24 protein-coding genes and 1 tRNA gene are annotated in these 23,122 nt (G+C 68.5%); 9 read left to right on the top strand and 16 right to left on the bottom strand.

The features are described from left to right. Positions 1-209 (top strand): pantoate--beta-alanine ligase (locus ACFQ27_RS08085; RefSeq protein WP_377353210.1); only part of this gene is annotated, 209 nt, incomplete at its 5' end. Here ACFQ27_RS08085 and ACFQ27_RS08080 read toward each other — a convergent pair. From ACFQ27_RS08080 to ACFQ27_RS08065, 4 genes are read right to left on the bottom strand one after another with little or no spacing between them, the layout of a single operon-like run. Continuing rightward, positions 210-611 carry a DUF1489 family protein gene (locus ACFQ27_RS08080; RefSeq protein WP_374347401.1) on the bottom strand — a complete coding sequence of 134 codons (402 nt, stop codon included), beginning with the start codon at positions 609-611 and terminating at the stop codon, positions 210-212. Continuing rightward, positions 608-2,479, bottom strand: a complete 1,872-nt coding sequence (locus ACFQ27_RS08075) for an acetyl/propionyl/methylcrotonyl-CoA carboxylase subunit alpha (RefSeq protein ID WP_377353209.1) — start codon at positions 2,477-2,479, stop codon at positions 608-610. The genes ACFQ27_RS08080 and ACFQ27_RS08075 overlap by 4 nt, the downstream gene beginning before the upstream one ends. 9 nt (positions 2,480-2,488) lie before the next feature. Continuing rightward, positions 2,489-3,706 (bottom strand): DUF3667 domain-containing protein, encoded by a 1,218-nt coding sequence (locus ACFQ27_RS08070; RefSeq protein ID WP_377353208.1) that lies wholly within the window; start codon positions 3,704-3,706, stop codon positions 2,489-2,491. A gap of 21 nt (positions 3,707-3,727) precedes the next feature. Further along, positions 3,728-4,567, bottom strand: coding sequence for an enoyl-CoA hydratase-related protein (locus tag ACFQ27_RS08065; RefSeq protein WP_377353207.1), 840 nt, complete (start codon positions 4,565-4,567; stop codon positions 3,728-3,730). 317 nt (positions 4,568-4,884) lie between these two features. Between ACFQ27_RS08065 and ACFQ27_RS08060 the strand changes: the two genes are divergently transcribed. After that, positions 4,885-5,091: a hypothetical protein gene (locus ACFQ27_RS08060; RefSeq protein WP_374347409.1), complete on the top strand. Its 207-nt coding sequence runs from the start codon at positions 4,885-4,887 to the stop codon at positions 5,089-5,091. Position 5,092: 1 nt separating this feature from the next. On the opposite strand, the gene ACFQ27_RS08055 is transcribed toward ACFQ27_RS08060, so the two are convergent. Continuing rightward, complete coding sequence (locus ACFQ27_RS08055; protein ID WP_377353206.1) at positions 5,093-6,715, bottom strand: carboxyl transferase domain-containing protein; 1,623 nt, start codon at positions 6,713-6,715, stop codon at positions 5,093-5,095. A 47-nt stretch (positions 6,716-6,762) separates the two neighbouring features. Between ACFQ27_RS08055 and ACFQ27_RS08050 the strand changes: the two genes are divergently transcribed. After that, entirely contained in the window at positions 6,763-8,538 is a 1,776-nt protein-coding gene (locus tag ACFQ27_RS08050) for a patatin-like phospholipase family protein (protein WP_374347413.1), read from the top strand. Positions 8,539-8,870: 332 nt separating this feature from the next. Continuing rightward, positions 8,871-9,155, top strand: a complete 285-nt coding sequence (locus tag ACFQ27_RS08045; RefSeq protein WP_374347414.1) for a hypothetical protein — start codon at positions 8,871-8,873, stop codon at positions 9,153-9,155. Between the two features lie 106 nt (positions 9,156-9,261). Here the strand turns inward: ACFQ27_RS08045 and ACFQ27_RS08040 are convergent, their stop codons facing one another. The 6 genes from ACFQ27_RS08040 to ACFQ27_RS08015 form a co-directional block, all read right to left on the bottom strand. Continuing rightward, positions 9,262-9,666 (bottom strand): DUF3574 domain-containing protein, encoded by a 405-nt coding sequence (locus ACFQ27_RS08040; RefSeq protein WP_374347416.1) that lies wholly within the window; start codon positions 9,664-9,666, stop codon positions 9,262-9,264. Continuing rightward, a complete protein-coding gene (locus ACFQ27_RS08035) occupies positions 9,663-10,829 on the bottom strand; it encodes an isovaleryl-CoA dehydrogenase (RefSeq protein ID WP_377353205.1) in 1,167 nt (388 codons plus the stop codon). The genes ACFQ27_RS08040 and ACFQ27_RS08035 overlap by 4 nt, the downstream gene beginning before the upstream one ends. Before the next feature lie 104 nt (positions 10,830-10,933). Further along, positions 10,934-12,370 carry a lysozyme gene (locus ACFQ27_RS08030; protein WP_374347420.1) on the bottom strand — a complete coding sequence of 479 codons (1,437 nt, stop codon included), beginning with the start codon at positions 12,368-12,370 and terminating at the stop codon, positions 10,934-10,936. Positions 12,371-12,437: 67 nt separating this feature from the next. Beyond that, the gene (gene mgtE, locus ACFQ27_RS08025; RefSeq protein ID WP_377353204.1) at positions 12,438-13,868 is read right to left on the bottom strand and encodes a magnesium transporter; all 1,431 of its coding nucleotides are present in this window, start codon (positions 13,866-13,868) and stop codon (positions 12,438-12,440) included. Between the two features lie 60 nt (positions 13,869-13,928). Then, a tRNA-Leu gene (locus ACFQ27_RS08020) sits at positions 13,929-14,013 on the bottom strand. 50 nt (positions 14,014-14,063) lie between these two features. Then, positions 14,064-14,342, bottom strand: a complete 279-nt coding sequence (locus ACFQ27_RS08015) for a FliM/FliN family flagellar motor switch protein (protein WP_374347530.1) — start codon at positions 14,340-14,342, stop codon at positions 14,064-14,066. Positions 14,343-14,395: 53 nt separating this feature from the next. Here ACFQ27_RS08015 and lipB point away from each other — a divergent pair, with 53 nt between their 5' ends. Continuing rightward, positions 14,396-15,112: a lipoyl(octanoyl) transferase LipB gene (gene lipB / locus ACFQ27_RS08010; RefSeq protein WP_377353203.1), complete on the top strand. Its 717-nt coding sequence runs from the start codon at positions 14,396-14,398 to the stop codon at positions 15,110-15,112. 58 nt (positions 15,113-15,170) lie between these two features. Here lipB and ACFQ27_RS08005 read toward each other — a convergent pair whose 3' ends face one another. After that, a complete protein-coding gene (locus ACFQ27_RS08005) occupies positions 15,171-15,563 on the bottom strand; it encodes a DUF805 domain-containing protein (RefSeq protein ID WP_377353202.1) in 393 nt (130 codons plus the stop codon). Between the two features lie 73 nt (positions 15,564-15,636). Between ACFQ27_RS08005 and ACFQ27_RS08000 the strand changes: the two genes are divergently transcribed. Then, positions 15,637-16,098, top strand: coding sequence for an FKBP-type peptidyl-prolyl cis-trans isomerase (locus ACFQ27_RS08000; protein ID WP_377353201.1), 462 nt, complete (start codon positions 15,637-15,639; stop codon positions 16,096-16,098). 38 nt (positions 16,099-16,136) lie between these two features. On the opposite strand, the gene ACFQ27_RS07995 is transcribed toward ACFQ27_RS08000, so the two are convergent. Next, entirely contained in the window at positions 16,137-16,727 is a 591-nt protein-coding gene (locus ACFQ27_RS07995; RefSeq protein ID WP_377353200.1) for a TetR/AcrR family transcriptional regulator, read from the bottom strand. Positions 16,728-16,839: 112 nt separating this feature from the next. On the opposite strand from ACFQ27_RS07995, the gene ACFQ27_RS07990 reads away from it, so the two are divergent. Both ACFQ27_RS07990 and ACFQ27_RS07985 read left to right on the top strand, forming a co-directional pair. Continuing rightward, complete coding sequence (locus ACFQ27_RS07990; RefSeq protein WP_374347429.1) at positions 16,840-18,171, top strand: oxygenase MpaB family protein; 1,332 nt, start codon at positions 16,840-16,842, stop codon at positions 18,169-18,171. 154 nt (positions 18,172-18,325) lie between these two features. After that, positions 18,326-19,090: a glutathione S-transferase family protein gene (locus ACFQ27_RS07985; protein WP_377353199.1), complete on the top strand. Its 765-nt coding sequence runs from the start codon at positions 18,326-18,328 to the stop codon at positions 19,088-19,090. A gap of 116 nt (positions 19,091-19,206) precedes the next feature. Here the strand turns inward: ACFQ27_RS07985 and ACFQ27_RS07980 are convergent, their stop codons facing one another. Continuing rightward, positions 19,207-21,189, bottom strand: coding sequence for an acetyl-CoA carboxylase biotin carboxylase subunit (locus ACFQ27_RS07980; protein WP_377353198.1), 1,983 nt, complete (start codon positions 21,187-21,189; stop codon positions 19,207-19,209). Positions 21,190-21,297: 108 nt separating this feature from the next. Between ACFQ27_RS07980 and msrB the strand changes: the two genes are divergently transcribed. Next, the gene (gene msrB / locus ACFQ27_RS07975) at positions 21,298-21,795 is read left to right on the top strand and encodes a peptide-methionine (R)-S-oxide reductase MsrB (RefSeq protein WP_374347435.1); all 498 of its coding nucleotides are present in this window, start codon (positions 21,298-21,300) and stop codon (positions 21,793-21,795) included. Here the strand turns inward: msrB and ACFQ27_RS07970 are convergent. Then, positions 21,687-22,226, bottom strand: coding sequence for a hypothetical protein (locus ACFQ27_RS07970; protein ID WP_374347437.1), 540 nt, complete (start codon positions 22,224-22,226; stop codon positions 21,687-21,689). The two genes, msrB and ACFQ27_RS07970, sit on opposite strands and share 109 nt — an antisense overlap. 99 nt (positions 22,227-22,325) lie before the next feature. Further along, positions 22,326-23,102 carry a BON domain-containing protein gene (locus tag ACFQ27_RS07965; protein WP_377353197.1) on the bottom strand — a complete coding sequence of 259 codons (777 nt, stop codon included), beginning with the start codon at positions 23,100-23,102 and terminating at the stop codon, positions 22,326-22,328. Between the last annotated feature and the right edge of the window lie 20 nt (positions 23,103-23,122).

Raw genomic sequence — 23,122 nt, 5'->3', positions numbered from 1 at the left:
GCCTGCGCGCCGGCGACCCGGTGGACGCGGTGGAGGCCGAGGGCCGCGCGGCGCTCGAGGCCGCCGGCTTTGGCCGCATCGACTATTTCGAAGCCCGTGGCGCGGCGAACCTGGCGCGCCTGGGCCCAGGCCCGATCAATGGCGAGGCGCGGCTGCTGGCGGCGGCGGTGATGGGCAAGACCCGGCTGATCGACAACCTGGCGGTCTGATCACCAGACCCCGGCTTCCCGCAGCTGGCGGGCCAGCTCATCTGGAATTTCCTCGCCGCCGCTGTCCGACAGGTCGGCAGGGGCGTCCTTGGGATCGAGATAGCGCCAGCCCTGGAAGGCCCGTCGGGGCGTCGGGACCACGCGGATGATCTCCGGGTCCAGCAGGATCTCACAGTGCGAGGTCACGCCCTCGCCCACCGTGCGGATCTCCAGCAGGCGCTGGCGGCACAGGATCATGCCCTTGAAGATGCGGTAGATGGAGCCGCCGTCCAGCAGCTCATCCACCCGCTTGGGCGTCATGCGGGTGTGCAGGGCCCAAGGCCGGTTTCCCGTCCCATGCCACTCCACCAGGTCTTCGATGGTGTCGCAGCCCACGCACAGGCGGATCATGTGAACGGTCATTCGGCGGCCTGCAGCCGGGCCAGCGAGACGCCCTCGCTCACCTGGTCCCCTGCTGACACCAACAGCGCCTCGACCTCGCCGTCGAAGGGCGCGGTCAGGCCGTGCTCCATCTTCATGGCCTCCAGGGTCAGGATCAGCTGGCCGCGGGCCACCTTGTCGCCCACGGCGACCGAGACGGAGACCACCTTGCCCGGCATGGGCGACAGGATCTGGCCGTCGCCAGCGCTCTCGCCCAGGTCGGCCACCGGCGGGCGGATGGCGAAGGCGTAGGCCTCGCCGGCTTCGAAGACGACGACCTCATCCTCGGTCATCAGCACATCGGCCTCGACGTCGCCCTCCGGCAGGGCGGCCAGGATCGGCTCGCCGTCCAGGAACAGTCGCACCCGGGTCTCCGGCGCCGCGTTGAGCCGGAAGCCGGTCAGGTCGCGCCAGGGCGAGGCCGGGCCCTCCTGGTCGCCCAGGGCGGCCGCGGCGGCGACCGCCAAGGCCTCGTCAGACGGCCCCTGAGGCTGGGCCAGGTCGTCCTGGTGCGCGCCGATAAAGCCGGTGTCGACATCGCCGGCGATGAAGGCCGGATGGTCCAGGCAACGGGCCAGGAAGCCGGCGTTGGTCTTCACCGGCCAGACCTCGACCTCGGCGCAGGCCTGGGCCAGGCGGTCGCTGGCCCCCTCGCGGGTCGGAGCGTGGGCGATGAGCTTGGCGATCATCGGGTCGTAGAACGGGCTGACCTCGTCGCCCTCCTCCACCGCGCTGTCGACGCGGATGTCGCCGGGCAGGCGGAAGTGCTCCAGCACGCCGATGGACGGCAGGAAGCCGCTGGCCGAGTTCTCCGCATAGAGCCGCGCTTCCAGGGCGTGTCCGCTCAGCTTGATCTGGTCCTGGGCCAGAGGCAGGGCTTCGCCCGAGGCGACACGGAACTGCCATTCCACCAGGTCGACGCCGGTGACCATCTCGGTGACCGGGTGCTCCACCTGCAGGCGGGTGTTCATCTCCATGAACCAGATGCGGTCAGGCTTCAGGCCTTCGGAGGCGTCGGCGATGAATTCCACCGTGCCGGCGCCCACATAGTTCACCGCGCGGGCCGCCTTGATCGCGGCGTCCGTCACAGCGGCGCGGGCCTCGGGGCTCATGCCCGGCGCGGGCGCCTCTTCGATGACCTTCTGGTGGCGGCGCTGCAGGGAGCAGTCACGCTCGAACAGGTGGACCACCTGGCCGTGGCTGTCGCCGAACACCTGGACCTCGATGTGCCGGGGCCGGGTGACGTACTTCTCGATCAGCACCCGGTCGTCGCCGAACGCGGCCTTGGCCTCGCGCTGGCAGGAGGCGAGCGCGGCGGCGAAGTCACCGGCCGCCTCGACCTTGCGCATGCCCTTGCCGCCGCCGCCGGCCACCGCCTTGATCAGCACCGGATAGCCGGTCCGGTCCGCCTCGGCCTGCAGCCGGTCCAGGGACTGGTCCTCGCCCAGATAGCCCGGCGTCACCGGCACGCCGGCCTGCTGCATCAGAGCCTTGGCGGCGTCCTTCAATCCCATGGCGCGGATGGCGGCCGGCGGCGGGCCGATCCAGACCAGGCCCGCGGCCACCACCGCTTCGGCGAACTCGGCGTTCTCGGACAGGAAGCCATAGCCAGGATGGATCGCCTCGGCCCCTGTCTCCAGGGCCGCGGCGATGATCTTCTCCCCGACCAGATAGCTCTCGCGCGCGGCCGCGGGACCGATCAGCACCGCCTGGTCGGCTTCGCGCACATGCGGCGCCGACGCGTCAGCCTCCGAATAGACCGCCACGGTGGCGATCCCCAGGCGGCGAGCGGTGCGGAACACGCGGCGGGCGATCTCCCCACGATTGGCGACGAGGACGGAACGGATCAAGCGAAGGTCCTAGAGCTGGGACAGGGTGAAGAACATCAGGGCGAGCAGCAGGGTTGTGAAGGCCGTCACGCTGACGAACCACACGACGCCCGACTTGAACACCGCGCCGATCACCGTCGATCCATAACCGCCCCTCAGGGTCTGGTACAGATTGACCGGGGTCCAGAACATCAGCAGCAGGAACCAGTACTTGCCGACCGACCAGGGCAGGACGAGGCCCAGAGCGTTGGTCAGGAAGGCGAAGGACAACAGGTTGGTCGCCACCAGCAGGTGGTCATAGACATAGAACTGTCGGCGATTGACGTAGACCAGGGTCAGGCTGAGCCCCAGGATCGGCAGCAGCAGCACCGCCAGCCGGTGAGCCCAGCCGAACATCACGGTGAAATAGTACTCCGGGTTTTCCAGCGCCTTGGCGATCTGGGCCTGGAACCAGGCGGGATCGATCGCTGAGTCGCCCTTGGCATGGCCGCCCTCGACCGCCTTTGCGCCCGTCGCCTCGATGTCGAGGGCGCGGACCTGATCGGCTGCGGCCTTGCCCATGGAGCCGCTCTCCTCGGCCGATTTCACCGCGGCCTCGGGATCGGTTTCGATCTTCTGGGCCCGGGCGATGGCGCGGTCGTACTGCTGCAGCACCAGCCGCTCGGCCTGGGCGTAGTCAGCTTGCGCCTTGGCTGGGGTGGCGTCCTTGTCGCGGATGGCCTCGTCGCGGCTCTTGGCGAGGGCCTTCAGAGCTTCGGTCTTGGCGACGTTGGCCTGGGTGCGAAGCCGCTCAGCCTCGGACTTGCGGCCCTCAGGCGTCTTCATCCGCTCGGCGCGCTCTTCCCAGGCATGTTCCAGATTGTGCTGGACCGTATGGATGGCGTGTTCAGCCGCGAAGATGAACAGCAGAAGAGCGACCAGGAAGGTCCGGAACGGCGGCGCGTGCCGCATGATCCGGCCTTCCATGAGGTCCTTGGCCAGGACGCCCGGCTTGAAGAACAACAGGGGCAGGGTCTGGGCCAGGCGCCCATCGAGGTGGAACATCCCCTCGATGGCTTCCCAGGTGAGGTGCAGGATCGACCGGCGGTGATTGTCGGCGTTCTGGCCACAGACGTGGCACCACCAGCCTTCCAGGGGCGCGCCGCAGTTGGCGCACGGCTTGCCCTGATCCGTGAAAGCCTTCGGCTTGCGCCGAACGAACGACTTCATCGAGTCCGCCGCGGCGGCCTCCAGGTCTGCCCCGGTCATGCGTCCCCCCTGTCCCGCGACCTACTGCGCCCAGCTGGGCTTGCGCTTCTCAAGGAAGGCGCGGACGCCTTCCTGACCCTCATCCCCCACGCGGGCGCGCGCGATGCGCTTGGCGGTGTCTTCCATCAGGCCGTGGTCGATCTCGCGGCCCGCCACGTCGTTCACCAGCGCCTTGGAGGCGGCGACCGCGCCCGGGGCGCAAACCATGATCTGGCCGGCGATGCGCTCACAGGCGTCGGCCATGGCGTTGCGATCCTCAACCACCTCAGTCACCAGCCCGATCCGCTCGGCGTGGGCGGCGTCAAACACCCGCCCGGTGGCGAACAGGGCGCGGGCCTGACGCGGGCCAATGGCGGCCACGACATAGGGGCTGATGGTCGCCGCCACGAGGCCCAGCCGGACCTCGGAGAAGCTGAACTTGGCGTCCTGCGTGGCGATGGCCAGGTCGCAGGCCGCCGCCAGGCCGGCGCCGCCGCCGTAGGCGCCGCCCTCGACCGCCGCCACGGTCAGGGCAGGAATGTCCCACAAGGCCTTGAACATCTTCGCCATTTGCATGGCGTCGTCGCGGTTCTCCGCCTCGCTGTAGTCCGCTGCGGCGCGCATCCAGTCCAGGTCGGCCCCGGCGCAGAAGGTCTCGCCCGCACCGCGGATGAACACCACCCGCACATGCTCAGAGCCGTGCAGGGTCAGGAAGGCCTCATGCAGGGCGGCGATCAGCGCGGCGTCGAAGGCGTTCTTCCGCTCCGGCCGATTGAGCACCACCTCGACGACGCCTTCGGCGGTCGCGGCGATCCGCACGAGAGCGGAGCTGGCGTCGGAATCAACGCCTTCAACGAGAGGATCAGCGATGGGATTGGACATGAAGGACCTCGCGGGAACTGTTCGCCCCCAGATAGCCCGGAAGCCGACTTCTGCCCATGGCGCGTGTACGATTCCCGCCCGCTTGAGTTTTATTCCGCCCAACACCACACGCTTGAGGCGGCACTATACCCGCAATGAGCCCCCGCCGGGCGCTTTCAAGCTTGACCGATGGCGACCCGCCACGGTTAACGGTCCCCGCCGTTGGGGCCGACCCAGCGGCAGGCCCATTGTGCGAACTTCTCCTCCCCCGTGGGCCGTTCGCGCATCAGATAAACTCGGACGGGGCCGTCTCCCCCACGGCCCGAAAGGACTTTGTCATGCGTCTCGCTATGGATCGCCAGGGCTCAGGCCTGTCGCTGACCCAACTGATGTCGACCGGCGTGCGTCGTGAGCGCCAGGTCCGCCGCATCGATCCCAAGACCGAGCGCCGCGCCCGCATCGCCTTCCTGATCGGCTTCGCGGCCTGCGCCGCCAGCCTGGGCATGCTCGCCGGCCAGGTGGCCCGCGCCGCCGTCGGCGGCTGATCTACATCCTAAAGACGCCGAACCGGGTCTCCGGGATCGGCGCATTCAGGGCCGCCGAGATGGACAGGCCCAGCACGTCGCGGGTCTGGGCCGGGTCAATGATCCCATCGTCCCAGAGCCGGGCGGTGGCGAAGTAGGGATCCCCCTCTTCCTCGTAGCGGGCGCGGACCGGCGCCTTGAAGGCCTCCTCCTCCGCGGCTGGCCACTGGCCGCCCTTGGCCTCGATCCCGTCGCGGCGAATGGTGGCCAGCACGCTGGCCGCCTGCTCCCCGCCCATGACGCTGATCCGGCTGTTCGGCCAGGTCCACAGGAAGCGCGGCGAATAGGCGCGGCCGCACATGCCGTAGTTGCCGGCCCCGAACGAGCCGCCGATCAGCACGGTGAACTTCGGAACCTCTGCGCTGGCCACCGCCGTGACCAGCTTTGCGCCGTCCTTGGCGATGCCGCCGGCTTCGTACTTCCCGCCGACCATGAAGCCGGAGATATTCTGCAGGAACACCAATGGAATCTTGCGCTTGCAGGCCAGTTCTATGAAGTGCGCGCCCTTCAGGGCGCTCTCGGAGAACAGCACGCCATTGTTGGCCAGGATCGCCACCGGCTGGCCCCAGATGCGGGCGAAGCCGGTGACCAGGGTGGTCCCGTACAGCGCCTTGAACTCGTCGAACTCCGAGCCGTCGACGATGCGGGCGATCACCTCGCGCACGTCATAGGGGGCGCGGACATCGGCCGGCACGATCCCATAGAGCTCCTCCGGGTCGTAGGCCGGCGGCCTGGGCTCGGCCAGCACCACATCCGCAGGCTTGGTGGTGTTCAGGTTAGCGACGATGGAGCGGACAATCTGCAGGGCGTGCTCGTCGTCGGCGGCCACATGGTCGACCACGCCGGAGCGACGGCCGTGCACGTCGGCCCCGCCCAGGTCGGTGGCGCTGATCACCTCGCCCGTGGCGGCCTTCACCAGCGGCGGGCCGCCCAGGAAGATGGTGCCCTGACTGTCTTCCCCGGCGCCGCGGACGATCACCGTCTCGTCGGACATGGCCGGCACATAGGCGCCGCCGGCCGTGCAAGACCCCATGACGCAGGCGATCTGGGCGATGCCTTCGGCGCTCATCCGGGCCTGGTTGAAGAAGATGCGGCCGAAGTGCTCGCGGTCGGGAAACACCTCGGCCTGGTGCGGCAGGTTCGCCCCGCCGGAGTCGACCAGATAGACGCAAGGCAGCCGATTTTCCCGGGCGATTTCCTGGGCGCGCAGGTGCTTCTTCACCGTCATCGGGAAGTAGGCGCCGCCCTTCACCGTGGCGTCGTTGGCGATGATCATCACCTCGCGCCCCGACACGCGCCCGACCCCCGCGATGACCCCGGCGCCGGGCGCTTCATCGCCATAGAGCCCGTGGGCGGCCAGGGCGCCGATCTCCAGGAAGGGCGCGGCCGGGTCCAGCAATCGCATGACGCGCTCTCGCGGCAACAGCTTGCCGCGGGTCACATGCCGCTTGCGCGTATCCTCCGGCCCGCCGAGGGCGGCCTGGGCCGCGCGGTCGCGCAGCTGGTCGACGAGGCCGCGGTTGAGCCGCGCATTGGCCTGGAAGGTGTCGCTCTGGGGTTGGATCGAGGTCTTGATCAGGGGCATGTGGCAGGCATAGCCGGGTGCGACGACGCACGCTAGGCTCCCGATCCGTGGGCAATCTGCCGGACATCCCTACCGATTCGGCCCTGGCGCGCCTGTTCGAGGACGAGCGCGCCCAGGGCGAGGCCGTGTGGTTCTCGCTGCCCGGCGGCGCCACGCTCTACAAGGCCGGCGAGCCTTCCAATCAACTCTACTTCCTGCGCGCTGGCCGGCTCGGCGCCTTTCGTGGCGAGGAAGGCCAGGAACTGCAGTTCCTGGGCGTCATCCGACCGGGTGAGCCGGCGGGGGAAATGGCCCTGATCGCCGGCGCGCCGCACTCCGGTCATGTGGTGGCCCTGCGGGACTCCGAGATCTTCGCCCTGCCCCGCGACATCTTCTTCGAGGCGGCGGAAGACGACCCGGCGGTGATGACCGAGCTGGCCCGGCTGATGATCCTGCGCAGCCGCCAGGCCGCCACCAAGGCGTCGGTGGGCGAGCCCTCTGTCTATGGCTTCATCGGGGTCGGCGAGACCGTGCCCATCCGCCCGCTGGTGGACCGGGTGGCGCGCGAGATCGGGCGGCTGGGCTACATGGTCACCGTCATCGGGGCGGAGGCCCAGCACGCCCCCACCGAATGGTTCTCCGACGTCGAGCGGGAGTACGACTTCGTGCTCTACGCCGCCGAGCCCAGCGACCTGGGCTGGCGTCAGGTGGTGTCGCGCCAGGTGGATCGACTGTTCCGGGTCGGGCGCGGCGACCTGCCGCCGCCGGCCGCCGGGGTCCTGACCGACCGCGACCCCTTGCAGGCCCAGAACCTGGCCGACCTGATCCTCGTCCAAAAGCGGGACTGCGTACGACCCCAGGGCTCGGAGGCCTGGATGGACGCCGCCCAGCCGGCGCGTCTGTTCCACATCCGCCGCGAAAATGCGGAAGACTTCAAGCGCATCGCCCGGATCCTGACCGGCCAGGCCGTGGGCCTCGTCCTGTCCGGCGGCGGCGCCCGCGCCTATGCCCATATCGGCGCGATCCGGGCGCTGCGCGAACAGGGCACGCCCATCGACTTCGTCGGCGGGGTCTCCATGGGGGCCATCATCGCCGCGGGCGTGGCCATGGGCTGGGACGGTCCGGAAATGGACCACCGCATCCAGGACGCCTTCGTCAACACCAGCCCGCTGGACGATATCGCCTTCCCGCTGCTGGCCATGACCCTGGGCAACAAGGTCCGGGAACGCCTGACGACCCATTTCGGCGAGACCCAGATCGCCGACCTTTGGCTGCCCTTCTTCTGTGTGTCCTCGAACCTGACCAAGGGCGCCTATCAGGTGCACCGCCGGGGCCTGCTGCGCGACGCCCTGCGCGCGACCATCTCCCTGCCCGGCGTCCTGCCGCCGGCCACCGACCACAATGACGTCCTGGTGGACGGCGCGGTGCTGAAGAACTTCCCGGCCGACGTCATGCGCGTCTTCCAGCCCGGGCCCATCGTCGGGGTGGACGTCACCCGAGGCCGCTCCATCACCGCCGACGACGTCGCCCGCCCCCAGTCGGTCTGGCGCTGGATCCTGTCGGGCCAGTGGCGCAAGGGCCCGCCCATCGTCTCCCTGCTGATGCGGGCCGCGACGGTCTCGTCCTGGCGCGACCATGTCGCCGCGCGGGAAGCTACCGACGTGCTGGTCGCGCCGGAAGTGGCGGGGGTGGAGATCCGGGACTGGGGCGCCTACGCCCCTGCGGTCGCCGCCGGCTACCAGGCGATGAAGGACGCCCTGGCCAAGCTGAAGCGCCCCATCACCGAGCTGCGCCGCCGCCCTGGCCGCCGCGACCCGGCGCCGCCAACTGCGGCAGCCGGGTGAATTCCGGCCAGCGGCGCAGCACCGCATTTGCATGCTCGAAAAACAGGCCCATATTGAGAGTCCTGTTCAACAGCTGAAAGGAGGTGACCCAGTGTCTCATAGTTCAAACCGTAGTTCGGTGACCGTGACCTGGACCTCCGTCAACGAGGTCCGCGCCTAAGCCTTCGGGCTGGGTACGGTTCCGCGCTGCGGACCGACTATGGAAGGGCCGCTCCCCACCGGGAGCGGCCCTTCGCATGTCCGAAACATGCTTGAAATCCGCTAACCCCGTTTCTGAACAAAGCCTTAGCGACGGATATGCAATCCTGCGTGGGAAATTCACGGAGGCGCGCATGGACGTTGTGAACGGGTACCGGTGCCGCGACAACACCGATCGAGAGTACGCCAAGCAGGGCATAGACCCCGCTTCGCCCCAGAAGACCGCCAACAAGGAGAAGACGGAAAAGGACATGGAAGTCGTCGCTCGAGCCAATGCGGACACGATCCGCTTGACCACCGAAGCCCAGGAAGCCCGCAAGGCGGCCCGCCAGCGGGCGCAGTCCGAATCCGACGCCGCCGTCCATGCGGCCAAGCAGGCGGCGCAACGTATGTCTCACGCGGTGGATATCTCCGCCTGAGACCCCAGGCGCCGTCCGCAGCCCCCCGCGGGCGGCGCCCCCCTCCCCGAAATCGCACTCGTTGGGCCGCGCCACGCTTGTCGTGCGCGCGGCCTTTCATTTGGGGTCAGAAGTTCGCGCAGACCGTCTGGGAGGTCATCAGCACGCTTTCCTGCGAGAAGGCGCGTCGATAGGCGTCGCGGATGGCCGCCAACCCGGCGTCCGCCTGGCGCTCATGCGACGGCAGGATGAGCACCAGGACCTTGGACGCCTCGCCCTCGATGGCGCCGGCTCCGCTTCGCCAGCGCCCCTGGGCGTCCAGCACCGTCAGACCATCCGGAAACCGCGGCGTGACCTCAGCATCCAGAAAAGCGGTGAAGTCCGCTTCGCTGACCGCAGGCTGGCCAGCGATGTTACGGCCGAGATAGAGCCGCACCTCCCGCGCCGGGACCTGGCCCTGCGGACAGGCCGCCGAGGCGAGGCCTGCTCCAGCTAGCCACAGCGCCAGGCCAAGGCACGCGGCGATCCTCACGCGCCGATCAGCTCCCGACCGATCAGATAGCGGCGGATCTCATTGGTGCCGGCGCCGATGTCGTACAGCTTGGCGTCGCGCAGGAACCGCTCCACCGGGAAGTCGCGGGTATAGCCCGCGCCGCCCAGGGCCTGGATCGCCTCCAGCGACACCTTCACCGCATTCTCGGACGCCATCAGGATCGCGCCGGCCGCATCGAACCGCGTCGTCAGGCCGGCGTCGCAGGCGCGCGCCACGGCGTAGACATAGGCCCGAGCCGAGTTCAGGGCGACGTACATGTCGGCGACCTTGGCCTGCATCAGTTGGAACGACCCGATCGGCTTGCCGAACTGTTTGCGCTCGCGGACATAGGGCAGGACCACGTCCAGACAGGCCTGCATGATGCCCAAAGGACCGGCCGACAGCACCGCCCGCTCATAGTCCAGGCCGCTCATCAGCACCCCGACCCCGCCGTTGAACGGGCCCATGATGTTCTCTTCCGGGACCTCGCAGTCCTCAAACACCAGCTCGGCGGTGTCGGAGCCGCGCATGCCCATCTTGTCCAGCTTGGGCGAGACGCTGAAGCCCTTCATCCCCTTCTCGATCAGGAAGGCGGTGATGCCCTTGCCGCCCTGGTCCGGGTCGGTCTTGGCGTAGACCACGAGCACATCGGCGTGCGGCGAGTTGGTGATCCAGAACTTGGTCCCGTTCAGCAGGAACCGGTCGCCGCGGCGCTCCGCGCGCAGGCGCATGGAGACCACGTCGGAGCCGGCCCCCGCCTCGCTCATGGCCAGGGCGCCGACATACTCGCCGCTGATCAGGCCGGGCAGGTAGCGCCGCTTCTGCTCGTCCGTGGCCCAGCGGCGGATCTGGTTCACGCACAGGTTTGAGTGCGCGCCATAGCTGAGGCCCACCGAGGCCGAGGCGCGGGACACCTCCTCCATGGCCACAACGTGTTCGAGATAGCCCAGGCCCAGGCCGCCGAACTGCTCCTCCACCGTGATCCCGTGGAGGCCGAGCGCCCCCATCTCAGGCCACAGATGGCGGGGGAAGCTGTTGTCGCGGTCGATGTCGGCGGCGATGGGGGCGATGCGGTCGGCGGCGAAGCGCGCCGTCGTCTCGCGGATGGCGTCTGCGGTCTCGCCCAGGGCGAAATCCAGCGCGGGTCCAGTGTTTCCGGTCATGCCACCGACCTAGCATGGCGCCAGCCGCCCCGCGAGATGTCCGAAAACGACGAAGGGCCCGCCGATGGCGAGCCCTTCTGAACAGATCAGCCTCGTTTCGAGGTTTAGCCGGCGAATTCCTCGTCGCCGTCGTCGGCCTCGACATGGCCCAGGCGGCCCAGCATCAGGTAGGCGGCGACGCCGAAGAAGCCGATGCCGGCGATCCCGGCCATCCAGCCCACGGTCATGGGGTTGAACAGGCCGCTCTCGACATCGGGCGGCACGCTGGCGGCCCAGAACAGGCCGCCCGCGAAGAAGGCCAGGCCGGTCACCGCCAGGGCGATCAGCGGCAGCAGGCTCAGCTTCGGCTGCTCGGGCGGAATGCTGTCGAAGTCCGGGTCGAACTCCAGGGTGTCGTCGATGATGATCCGACGGGCCGGGGCCGGCGGCGGCTCGGGCTGGGCCAGCTCGTCATTGGCCACGGCCGGGCGCGGATCGAACAGGGTCGGGCCGGCTTCATTGGCCGGGGTCGGCAGGTCCAGCCGCAGGGCGGGCTCCGCGGCCGGCTCTTCCGGCTCCGGCGGGGTCAGCACAAAGGCCCGGTCACCGGCGGCCATGGCGATGGGCGCGGGCGGCGGAGGCGGCGGATCGGCCGGCGCAAAGGCGGGTCGGGCCGGTTCAGGCGCGGGCGTCACCTCCACCAGCATCGGCGGGGCGATGGACCGCGTGGTCTCGGGCTCCGGCGATGGCGCCGGCGCAAAGACGGGAGCAGCTTGCGGCGCAGGCGCAGGCTCGGGCTCCATCACTGGGACCGGCTCGGCCGCGGCTTCGGGTTCGGGCTGCGGCTCGGCCTTGGGGGCCTCAGGCTCACGGAAGATGGTGGACAGGCGCGAGGTCACCACGGCGGCGGCGGTCTGGGTGGGGCTGGGCCCCTCCTCTTCCGGCACCACGGGCAGTATCGGCGCGGCGCCGGTGTCGCGGACCACGACGGCTTCGGGACCGTCCATCGGCGCCTTGACCACAGTCGGGGTCTCACGCGGCACCAGACCGGTGGCGTCCATGTCCACATTGGGACGCAGGATCGGCGACGGCGCCGGGACCCAGCCATGGGCCGGGGTGAGGAACAGGGTCTTTTCGGCCGAGCGGCGACGGACCAGGGCGTCGATGACGATCCGCTCGCCCTCGAAGTCGGCCTTGCGCCACAGCTCCATGGCGCAGGCGGCCTGCAGCAGCTGGCCCTCGTTGACCCGGCGCAGCACCGACGAGCGACGGAAATTGTCCACGCCGATGTTGAAGGCGAAGGCGCACAGGGCGTCGAACTGGTTCTGGGTGAGCGGCGTGAAGGTCCACTCGTTCACCGAATGGGCGACGGCGATCAGGTCGTACATCAGGAGCGCTTCGGCGTCCTGTTCGGTGACCTCGACCCCTTCGCGGGCCGTCAGGGTGTGGCCATAGCCGATCGTCCACCGCCCATCGGGCAGGCGCGCGGACTTCTTACGATACCCTTCAAACCGCTTGATCAAGTCGATCGCGGCGCGGGAGATCTGATGGCGCGGTTTCATGCCTGCTGACCCAAATTGAGACATGGACCCTGGGGTCCACACCTCTACGGGCAAGATAGGGGCCGAACTAAAGCAGGATAACCGCGGCCAGGCCCAGGAAGGCGAAAAAGCCTGTGAAGTCGGTGACAAAGGTCACGAACACCGATGAGGAGACCGCCGGATCGCGCCCGAACTTCTCCAGGGCCAGGGGCACCATGGCGCCGGCCAGGGCCGCCACGAACAGATTCACGATCAGTGCCAGGCCGAAGGTCAGGCTGAGCCGGGGGTCGTGGAACAGCAGATAGCTGACCCCGCCCATCAGGGCGCCGAGCGTCAGGCCATTGGCCAGGCCGACCACCAGTTCTCGCAGGACCGTGCGCACCGCATTGGCGGCGGACAGTTCGCGATTGGCCAGGCCGCGGACCGCGACGGCCAAGGTCTGGGTGCCGGCGTTGCCGCCCAGGCTGGCGACGATGGGCATCAGCATGGCCAGGGTGACCAGCTTGGTGATCTCGCCCTGGAAAGCGCCGATGACGCTGGCGGCCATGGCGGCGGTGACCGTGTTGATCAACAGCCAGGGCAGACGGGTGCGCACCGTCTCGGCGACGCTCGCGTCACGACCGGCGTCGGACACACCGGCCAGGGCCAGGATGTCTTCTTCGCTCTCTTCCTGGATAACGCCGACGATGTCGTCGACGGTGATCTGGCCGACCAGCCGCCCGCCGGGCTCCACGACCGGGGCCGAGATCAGGTGGTACTTGTCGAAGATGTAGGCGACCTCTTCCTGGTCCATCTCCACCGGGATCTCGCTGACCGGCTCCATGATCTGGGCGATCGGCGTGTCACGGCGGGTGCGCAGGAGGTGGCTGACCGGCACTGCGCCCACGGGCTTATGCGACGGGTCGACCACATAGATGTCGAAGAACAGCTCGGGCAGGTCGTCGCCTTCCCGACGGAAGTGGTCGATGGTCTGGCCCACCGTCCAGAACTGCGGCGCCCAGACCACTTCGCGCTGCATGAGGCGACCGGCGGTCTCTTCCTCATAGGCCAGCGAGGTCTCGATGGCTGCGCGCTCCATCTCCGGCATGGCGGCAAGCACCTGGGCGCGCTTGTCGTCCTCCAGGTCCTCGACCACGTCGACGGCGTCGTCCGAATCCATCTCCCCCAGCGCCTTGGCCAGGATGGGGGACGGCACGTGCTCGAGGATGTCTTCGCGAATCTCCGGATCGAGTTCGGAGAGCACTTCGGCCAGGGCTTCGGGATCGAGGTGGGCCAGCACCTCCTCGCGATCACCGGCCGACAGGAAGCCCATCAGGTCGGCGACGTCGGCGGGCCGCAGCGCGCCCAAGAGCTCGCTCAGCCTCTCGGCGTCGCCGCGATCCAGGGCGTCGGCGACGATGGCCACATAGTCCGGATTTAGAGCGTAGTCCTCGCCAAGGGCGAGGTCTTCAAGGTCTTCTTCCACTTCGGAAGTCACACGGTCCTTGGCTTCGGTCAGGTCGGCCGTTTCGCGGCTCATCGCGGACCTCCGTCAGCTTCGGATCGATATGATTTCTTCCTGGGAAAGACCCTGATTCACTGGTGCGGTCGAGAAGACTCGAACTTCCACGGGTTGCCCCACAGCGACCTCAACGCTGCGCGTCTACCAATTCCGCCACGACCGCTCGTGGTGAGGCGCGGGGTTAGCAAACCGCTCCGCCGCGCGCAAGCGCCGTTAGCTGATGCCGCCGGCCATGTAGTCGTAGACGTCCGCCGCGCGGGTGACCGCGATGGAGATGCGGTCGTCATTGATCTGGATTTCCCCGCGGGCGACAGGGTGGTTGTTGGCCAGGATCCAGACTTCCTCGTTCACGGTGGCGTCCAGGGGAATCACCGCCCCGCGGCCCATGCGCAGTAGTTGCTGCATGGGAAGGACCGAGCGGCCGAGAACCACGGCGATCTCGACATTGACGGCGTTAACTTGACCCAAGACTAGACACCCCGGAACGCTTATGCAGCCGAGCGCGGATGGCGCCCGTGCGACTTGGCCCCCACATTGAAGCTGACATGCTTGACCGCTCGTTAAATCCCGAACCCGAAGCGCCGCTTTTCGGACGCGACGACGGACAGGCCGCGGGCTGGGCGATCTCGCCCGGATATGTCGACTATCCCCAGGCCGTGGCGGCCATGGAGGCCCGCGCCCAAGCCATCGCCGAAGGGAGCGCGGGCGAGCTCGTCTGGCTCTTGGAGCATCCGCCCCTTTATACCGCAGGGGTTTCGGCCAAGGCCGGCGACCTGCTGCAGCCCGGACGCTTCCCGGTGTTCGAGACCGCGCGGGGCGGACAGTTCACCTATCACGGCCCCGGACAGCGGGTGGCCTATGTGATGCTGGACCTGACAAGGCGCGGCCGCGACGTGCGCGCCTTCGTCGCGGCGCTGGAAGCCTGGGTGATCGGGGCGCTGGCGAGCTTCAACGTCGAGGGCGTGATTCGGCCGGGACGCGTGGGCGTATGGGTCGAGCGCGGCATGCCGAAGCGCGAGGACAAGATTGCCGCCATCGGCGTGAAGTTGAGGAAGTGGGTGAGCTTCCATGGCGTGTCGTTGAACGTCGAGCCGGACCTGAGCCACTTCGACGGCATCGTGCCCTGCGGCATCACCGAGCACGGGGTGACGAGCCTGGTGGACCTGGGACTGCCGGTGACGATGGACGAGGCCGATGCGGCGTTGAAGGCCAGCTTCGAGCGGGTGTTCGGCGTCGTGCGCGAGGACGCGCCGCCAGTTTAGCCACTTGATGAAGTGGTATCGAAACCTAGCGCGAAAACGCCGTAAGTTTTTGGTTTAATTATTTAATTGGATTGATGCCGAAGCGATTTGCGCCCTGTTCGCCCGGCATGACCCCCAGCTCCACCACCGCCCAGATGATAGCGATGGAGCAGAGGAAGTCGAAGAAGCCCAGGGGCTGGGGCCAGACCGCGACGATGGCGAACAGCACCAGGGCGGCCAACCAGCCGGTGCGGCCCCGGTCGTGCAGCCGCTTGGACAGCACGCAGGCGCCGCAATAGATCGCCGCCGGATAGACGAACCATCCCGTCAGCCAGTGCAGGGTGACCGGCGTGCCGGCCTCATAGAGCGCGACCAGGCCAGTGAGAATCGCCGCGGCGATCAGGAAGGGCGCCCGCGCCAGCCGGCCTTCGGCGGAGAAGAACAACTCCCCCCATCCTGCCTGGCCGCCCATGACGCCTCCCGCAATGACTTCGCAGCGACAATATAGGAGGCTCTGGCCAGGCGCCATTCCACTGGAGATTCCCATGCGTTCAGCCCTGTTGGCCCTTGCGCTCACCGCCGCCTCCGCAGGCCTCGCACACGCCGACGCCAAGGCCGACAACGCCGCCTTCCTGGCCAAGAACGCGACGGCCGAGGGCGTGAAATCCCTGCCCGCGATACAGTACAAGGTGCTGAAGTCCGGCCCCGCCGACGGCCCGATCACCCGGCGCTCCAGCACCGTCCATGTCCGCTATGAGGGCCGGTTCCTGAACGGCAAGGTGTTCAACACCTCCGCCGAGGTCAGCCCGTCCGACGGGATCGCGGTGTTCCCGCTGCAGAAACTGATTCCCGGCTGGATCACCGTGCTGCAACTGATGAAGCCCGGCGACGAATGGGAGGTCTACCTGCCCCCGGAGTTCGGCTACGGCGCGCCCGGCAAGGACACGGTGCCGCCGAACAGCCTGCTGATCTTCAAGATCGAACTGGTGAGTTCGGAGCCGGGGTGAGCTCATGTCCCTTCTCCCCTTGTGGGAGAAGGCGTCGGCTACCTTCCCGCCAGCGCCGTCGCGTAGGCCTCCATCAGGCGGACGAGTTCGTCTTCCAGCGCTTGCGGGTCGAGGCCCAGCGCGGGTTCGGCGGCGGCGGCGCGCAGCAGGCTGATGGGGGCGTGGGTGAGGATGAAGGCGCTCTCCGGGGTCAGCTCGACGCCGAGCTGGGCGCGGCCCTCAATGGTGGAGAGGAAGGCCAGGTGGTGGGCGGCGAGCGCGCCCTCTCCGGCGTGTTCGGCTTGGGCGTCGGTCAGCAGGCGCTGGACCTCGGGCCGCTCGCCGCTGGTCATCAGGACGCGGACGATGGCGCGGATGGCGCTGAGGCTGGGGTCGGCGATCACCAGGTCCGCGATGCGCTGGCGGATCTCGACCGCCTGACGCTCGGCCAGCGCCGCCAGGATCGCCGGGCGGCCGCTGAAATACTGATAGAGGGTGCCGATACTAACCCCCGCCGCCTCGGCGATGCGGTTGGTGTTGAACCGCGCCCCGCCCTCGGTCCTGAGAAGTTGAAGGGCGGCCTGCAGGATGGCGTCGACAGTGGCCCCAGCGCGGGCCTGGCGCGGCGATCTACGTTGTCTTTCAGCCACTTGGACCCGCCTCCTAACGCCTAGGCGCCGCCCGCCGGAAGGCGAGTAGAAACATGAGCATTGCTTACATATCGTAGGCTTACGCAAGCCTGCTCTGCGCAAAGGACGCCAGATGCCCATCGATATCGCCGCCGTGCGCGCCCGCGTGGCCGCCCAGAAGACCGCCCTACCCGCCCTCTATGGCGATGTGGACTTCGACGCTGTCCCGGAGCGCATCCCCCAGGACCCGGCCGACAGCGTGGCCGGCGCCGGGACGCCGCCGGGCGTTGCGCCGACCCAGGAAGACCTGGACCTGGTGCGCGCCTACACCCTGATGGGCGACCGCACGGCCGACGCCTATGCGGCGCTGATGGGGACCTATCCGTTCCGCAAGCTGATCGACATGCTGGTCACCGCCTGCGAGCGGGGCATCGAGGCTGTGCCGGACGCGCCCCCGGAGCTGAAGGCCTTCATCGCCGACATGGAGCGGATTCCGGACTGGCTGGACATGGACCTGGTGCGCGAGGGCGCCCGCGCCGACCTGAACGCCACGGCCAATCTCAGCCCCTATGCGATCCGCGGCGCCTTCGTAGCGACCTTCATGAACACCTATTCGGCCCTGCCCATGGCGCTGACCGGCACGCTGGGCAATGAGACCGCGGCCAAGCGGGTGAACGAGACAGCGACCTTCTTCGCCACCACTGTCCTGCCGGGCGCGCTCGAGCGGCACGGCGCCGGCTTCAAGGCCGCGGCCATGGTGCGGCTGATGCACTCCATGGTGCGGTTCAATGCGCTGCGCCGGGCCGGCGCCTGGGATCAGAAGGTCTATGGCGTGCCGATCCCGCAGGTGGACCAGATGCCGGCCGGCCTGATCTCGATCTTCCTGTTGTCCTACCGGCTGCTGGCGGAGGGGCGGACGAGCTTCACGCCGACGGAGCGGGCGCAGGTGGAGCTGTCGCGCTATCGCTGCTTCCTGCTGGGCCTGCCCGAGGACCTGTTGGCCGACACGCCGCAGGGTGTGGTGCGGATCATGAACGCGCGCAGCCTGTGCCTTCGCAAGGGCTTCGACGACGACATCTGCGGGCCGCTGGTGCGCGCGACGCTCGCCGCCTACCTGCCGCCGGACCAGAGCCTGGCCAACCGCATCCACAACACCATCGAGCGCGGCTTCGCGAAGATCTTCTTCCTGCGCCAGTTCATGGTCGGAGACGTGGAGAAGGCCCGCGCCATGGGGGTGGAGATCACTGCCGCCGACAAGGCCTGCTTTGCTCTGGTGGCGCTGCTGGTGACGGCGCGGACCGGGTTCTACCGGGTCGCGATGGCGGTTCCGGGGGTGCGCGGCTGGGCGGAACAGTCGCTGGTGAAGCGGATCCGCAAGCTGCTCGTGCGGTACGGCCATGCGGAGTTCACGTCGGATGTGTCGAAGTACAAGCCGGCGGTCGGGGAGATGAAGGCGGCGGCGTGAGGTCTGCACAGCCCCCTCACCCTGCCCTCTCCCCCGATGGGGGCGAGGGTTCTGGGCTGCGCTGAGCTGCTCCCACACCCCGATCGCGGGGAGAGGGTTGGGATGGGGCATGGGGCGCTAGCTTTCGGCCCCCGAAGGCGGAGGTGCGGACTCCATGCTGCTCTACACGAACGGGTTCAGTCCCTTCGCCCGCAAGGTGGCGCTCGCCCTGGACTATAAGGGGCTGGGCTACGAGGCCGTGGACGGGCTGGCGCACGCCAACCTGGGGGCCCTGCGCCGGGTCAATCCGCGCGGTGAGGTCCCGACCCTGGTGGATGGCGAGGTGGTGGTGGCGAACTCGTCCCACATCCTGGCCTATTTGGAGGAGCGCTATCCGGCTCGAGCGATCCTGCCCGCCGCCCCTGCGGCGCGGGCGGCGGTGCGGGGTCTTGAACGGCTGTACGACACCCAGGTGGACGCGGTGGTGGTCACGGCCTCGCTCTGGACCTGGGCCGAGCGCGACGACGCGCCGCCGGCCGGGATGATGGAGCAGGCGCAATCGGACATCGACGCGGCGCTGGAGGTGACGGAAGCGTTCCTCGCCCGGCATGGCGGCGCCTGGGCGTGCGGGGACGCACCGGGGACCGCGGACTTCGTCATGTGGCCGCATCTCGCAGCCCTTAGGCCGCTGGGGTTTCGGCTTGATGAGACGCGGTTTCCGCAGGTTGCAGCATGGCTGAAGCATGCGGCGGCCGAGCCGCTGTTCGCCGTGGATGCGCGGCGCACGGCGGCCTTCCTCAAGGACGGCTTCGGCGCGGATCACGAGAAGCGCCGCATCGCCTGGCGGGGCGACCGGCTGGAATGGGTGCTGGCGCGGGGCCATCACCTCTGGCTGGTCGGGGAGATCGAGGCCGGGCGGGTGATCTGGCCGCTGCGGTGACAGCGTCGAGTCAGCTTGGATCCCCGCCTGCGCGGGGATGAGCGGTGGTGGGGCCTGCGCGGCGGCCGCCCCCTCCGGCCCTCTGGGCCACCTCCCCCAGAGGGGGAGGAGCAGGTTCAGGCGAACTCGATCAGGACTTCGTCGGCGGCGACGCTGTCGCCGGACTTGGCGCCGACGGACTTCACCACGCCGTCGCGTTCGGCGCGGATGATGTTCTGCATCTTCATGGCCTCGATGATGGCCACCTGTTCGCCCGAGCGCACCTGCTGGCCGAGCTCGACGTCCAGGGTGACCACCAGGCCCGGCATGGGCGACAGGATCATCTTGGAGGTGTCGGCGGCCTTTTTCGGCGGCAGCTTGTGGTGCAGTTCGGCAGAGCGCGGGGTTAGCACCAGGACCTTGAGCGTGCAGGCGCGGTGACGGATCACGAAGCCTTCGGCCGCCGGCTTCACAGCGACGGTGAAGGCCACGCCGTCCAGCTTGCCCCGGAACAGGGGCTGACCCGGGCGCCAGGCGATGTCGGTCAGGGACAGGACGCGGCCCGTCTCCGGCAGCTCGACCTTGAAGCTGTCGCCGCCGTTAGAGAGGCGGACGGTGCGGGTGTCGGCGCCGGCGACCACCACCCAGTCGTCGCGGTCCAGCTGGGGCGAGGCCCGGCGGGTGAGCGTCCGGTGCATGGCGCAGCCGACGGCGGCCATCAGGTCGGCCTGGAAGTCGGTGGGCGCGGTCCCCTGGAAGCCTTCCGGGAACTCGTCCTTGATGTAGCTGGTGGCCAGGGTTCCTTTGCGGAACCGGTCCTGGTCCATCACGGCGGCGAGGAACGGGATGTTCTGGCCCAGGCCCTCGATGTGGAAGTCTTCCAGGGCGCGGCCCATGGCGTCGATGGCCGACAGGCGGTCAGGCCCCCAGGTCGACAGCTTGGAGATCATCGGGTCGTAGAACATCGAGATCTCGTCCCCTTCGCGGACACCGGCGTCATTGCGCACGATAGTCCCGTCGGCGGACTTGCCCTCGGCCGGCGGCGAATAGCGCACCAGACGGCCGATGGACGGCAGGAAGCCGCGATAGGGATCTTCCGCGTAGATCCGGCTTTCCATGGCCCAGCCGTTGATCTTCAGGTCGTCCTGCTTGAAGGCGAGCTTTTCGCCGTAGGCCGAGCGGATCATCTGTTCGACCAGGTCGACGCCGGTGATCAGTTCGGTGACCGGGTGCTCCACCTGCAGGCGGGTGTTCATTTCAAGGAAGAAGAAGCTGCGGTCCTGGCCGGCCACGAACTCCACGGTGCCGGCGCTGTCGTAGTTGACGGCCTTAGCCAGGGCGACGGCCTGTTCGCCCATCTTCTTGCGAGTGGCTTCATCGAGCAGGGGCGACGGCGCCTCTTCGATGACCTTCTGGTTCCGGCGCTGGATCGAGCACTCGCGCTCGAACAGGTGGACGACGTTGCCGTGCTTGTCGCCCATCACCTGGATTTCGATGTGGCGCGGGCTTTCGATGAACTTCTCGATGAAGATCCGGTCGTCGCCGAAGGAGGCCTTGGCCTCGGCGCGGACGGCGGGGAAGCCCTCCTCCACGTCCTTGCGGGTCCAGGCGACGCGGATGCCCTTGCCGCCGCCGCCGGCCGAGGCCTTGATCATCACCGGATAGCCGATGTCTTCCGAGATGCGGATGGCGTGGTCGGTGTCGTCGATCTCGCCCACATGGCCCGGCACCACCGAGACATTGGCCTTGGCCGCGAACTTCTTGGATTCGATCTTGTCGCCCATCGCCTCGATGGCGCCGGGGTTCGGACCGATGAAGACGATGCCCTCGGCGGCCAGCCGCTTGGCGAAGCCGGCGTTCTCCGACAGGAAGCCGAAGCCCGGGTGGACGGCCTCAGCGCCGGTCTGGCGGCAGGCGGCGACGATCTTGTCGGCGACCAGGTACGACTCAGAGGCCGGCGCGCCGCCGATGAACACCGTCTCGTCCGCCATCTCCACGGCCATCGAATCGGCGTCGGCTTCGGAATAGACCACCACGGTGGCGATCCCCAGCCGGCGGCAGGTCTTGATGATGCGGACCGCGATCTCGCCGCGGTTGGCGATCAGGATTTTGGAGAACATGGGCCTCGACTTGGTCTCTTATGGGCGGCGGCGAACGCAGGCGGCGATGAAACGTAACCTTTGACGACGCGCTTTCGTAACAGAACGTGGAACCTTAGAGTGGACCCCATGGACAAGCCAGCGACCTCCCCTTCCGGATTTGATCTCTCGCCGCCCGACGCAGCGGAACGCAAGCGCCTGGAATCTGATCTGTCTCGGGAAGAAGCCGAGGTGCTGCTGCGCCACGGCACCGAGGCGCCGTTCTGCGGCGGGCTTTTGAACAACAAGGAGGACGGGGTCTATTGCTGCCGCCTGTGCGGCCTGCCCCTGTTCCAGGCCAAGACCAAGTTCGAGAGCGGCACCGGCTGGCCGAGCTTCTGGGCGCCGATCGACGAGGCGCATGTGATCGGGGTGCGTGACACCAGCTACGGCATGATCCGCATCGAGACCCGCTGCGCCCGCTGTGGCAGCCACCAGGGCCACGTGTTCCCGGACGGCCCGCCGCCGACCCGGCTGCGCTACTGCATCAACTCGGTGTCGCTGTCCTTCGTGCCCTGGGGCGAGGCGCTGCCCGATCCCCTGGACCGCGGCGACGGCCGGGCGATGGCGCCCTTGGGCAGCGGGTGAGCCTCCTCGCCTTCCCAGCCCAGGTGTGAGAGCACCTGGAATAGGAAGGCGGTGGACCAGCCGATCAGCAGCATGCCGTTGATCCCCTCGAGCACGCCGACGATGCGCCAGGGGATGGGCAGGATCGCGCCCGTCTCGCCCAGGGTCGAATAGGCGCTGGTGGAGAAGTAGAGGCTCTGCTCCAGGGTCGGCAGCAGACCCATCTTCCAGTAGGTCAGGGCGTAGATCCAGATCTCGAAGCCGTGGATCACGAACAGGCCGAGCACGATCCCCAGCGGCACGATCATCCGGTCCAGGTGGATCCAGGTGGTGAACCGCTCCAGGTGCCAGCCGGTGAGGATCTGGAGGATATCGAGGCCGATCAGGTGGATCACCACCGTGGCCGAGACCACGGCGGTGGATAGCATCAGCTCAGGTATCAGGTTGTCCATGCGGCCCCGTTTCCCCCAAAGGTTGGAGGACAAGGGACGGGACGCCTTGATTCAACGCAATACGGAGTTGCGCCCCCTCTGGGGGAGGCGCTTGTCGGGCTACTCGTCCCCGCGGGCCTGGGCGTCGAGGATGGGGTTCTCGCCTAGCGGGGTGGCGCGGCGGGCCTGGTCGGGATCGACGCGCAGGTTGTTCTGGACATGGCCGACGCCGGGGATGTCCTCGACGCAGTGCTCCGCCCGGTGCTTGGCGGCGCGGTCGGCCACCGTGCCGGTCAGGGTGACCTCGCCATCCTTCACCGAGACCTGGATGTTGGTGGCGTCGACCCGCGGATCATCGGTGAGCCGGTCGTGGGCGTCCTCGCTGATCCGGGCGTCGGTGCGACGATAGCCCTGGGGCCCCCGGCCGCGATGGCTGAGCGCGCCGCCATAGTCCTCTTCCCGCCGCCGCTCGGCGCTGCGGTCGCCGAACCAGCTGGCCAGCTCGTCAGAGGCCCGCTCGAAGGGCCCGCGACGGAACTGCTGCGCAGAGGTCTGGCCACCATAGCCGCGGTGATCCTGGGCGGGGTTCATCCGGTCATAGCCGTAGACGCTATAGTCGGGGCCATACTCGCCCGAGCCACGGCCCTGATAGGTGCGCGCATAGTCGGGCGCGCCCAGGCGGCGGCCGTCGCCGACATAGCCGGAATAGCCGCCGGCGCCGTAGCGGGGGCCGGTATAGGTGGCGCCCGTCTCGCGCTCGCCGAACACCGGCCGGCGGGGCTCGAAGCTGCGGTCCTCGCGATCGCGGTGCGGGCGACCGTCATGCAGGTCGCGATCGTCGTCACGCCAGCCACCGAAGCGGCGTTCGTCGCGGTCCAGGTTCCATCGGTCGGCCATGTTCGCATCTCCCTGAATGA

Origin of the sequence: Phenylobacterium conjunctum, assembly GCF_042679085.1 — a bacterium.
GTDB lineage: Bacteria > Pseudomonadota > Alphaproteobacteria > Caulobacterales > Caulobacteraceae > Phenylobacterium > Phenylobacterium conjunctum.
Note: the sequence above shows the minus strand (reverse complement) of the source record. Positions and strands in the feature narration are given on the sequence as shown.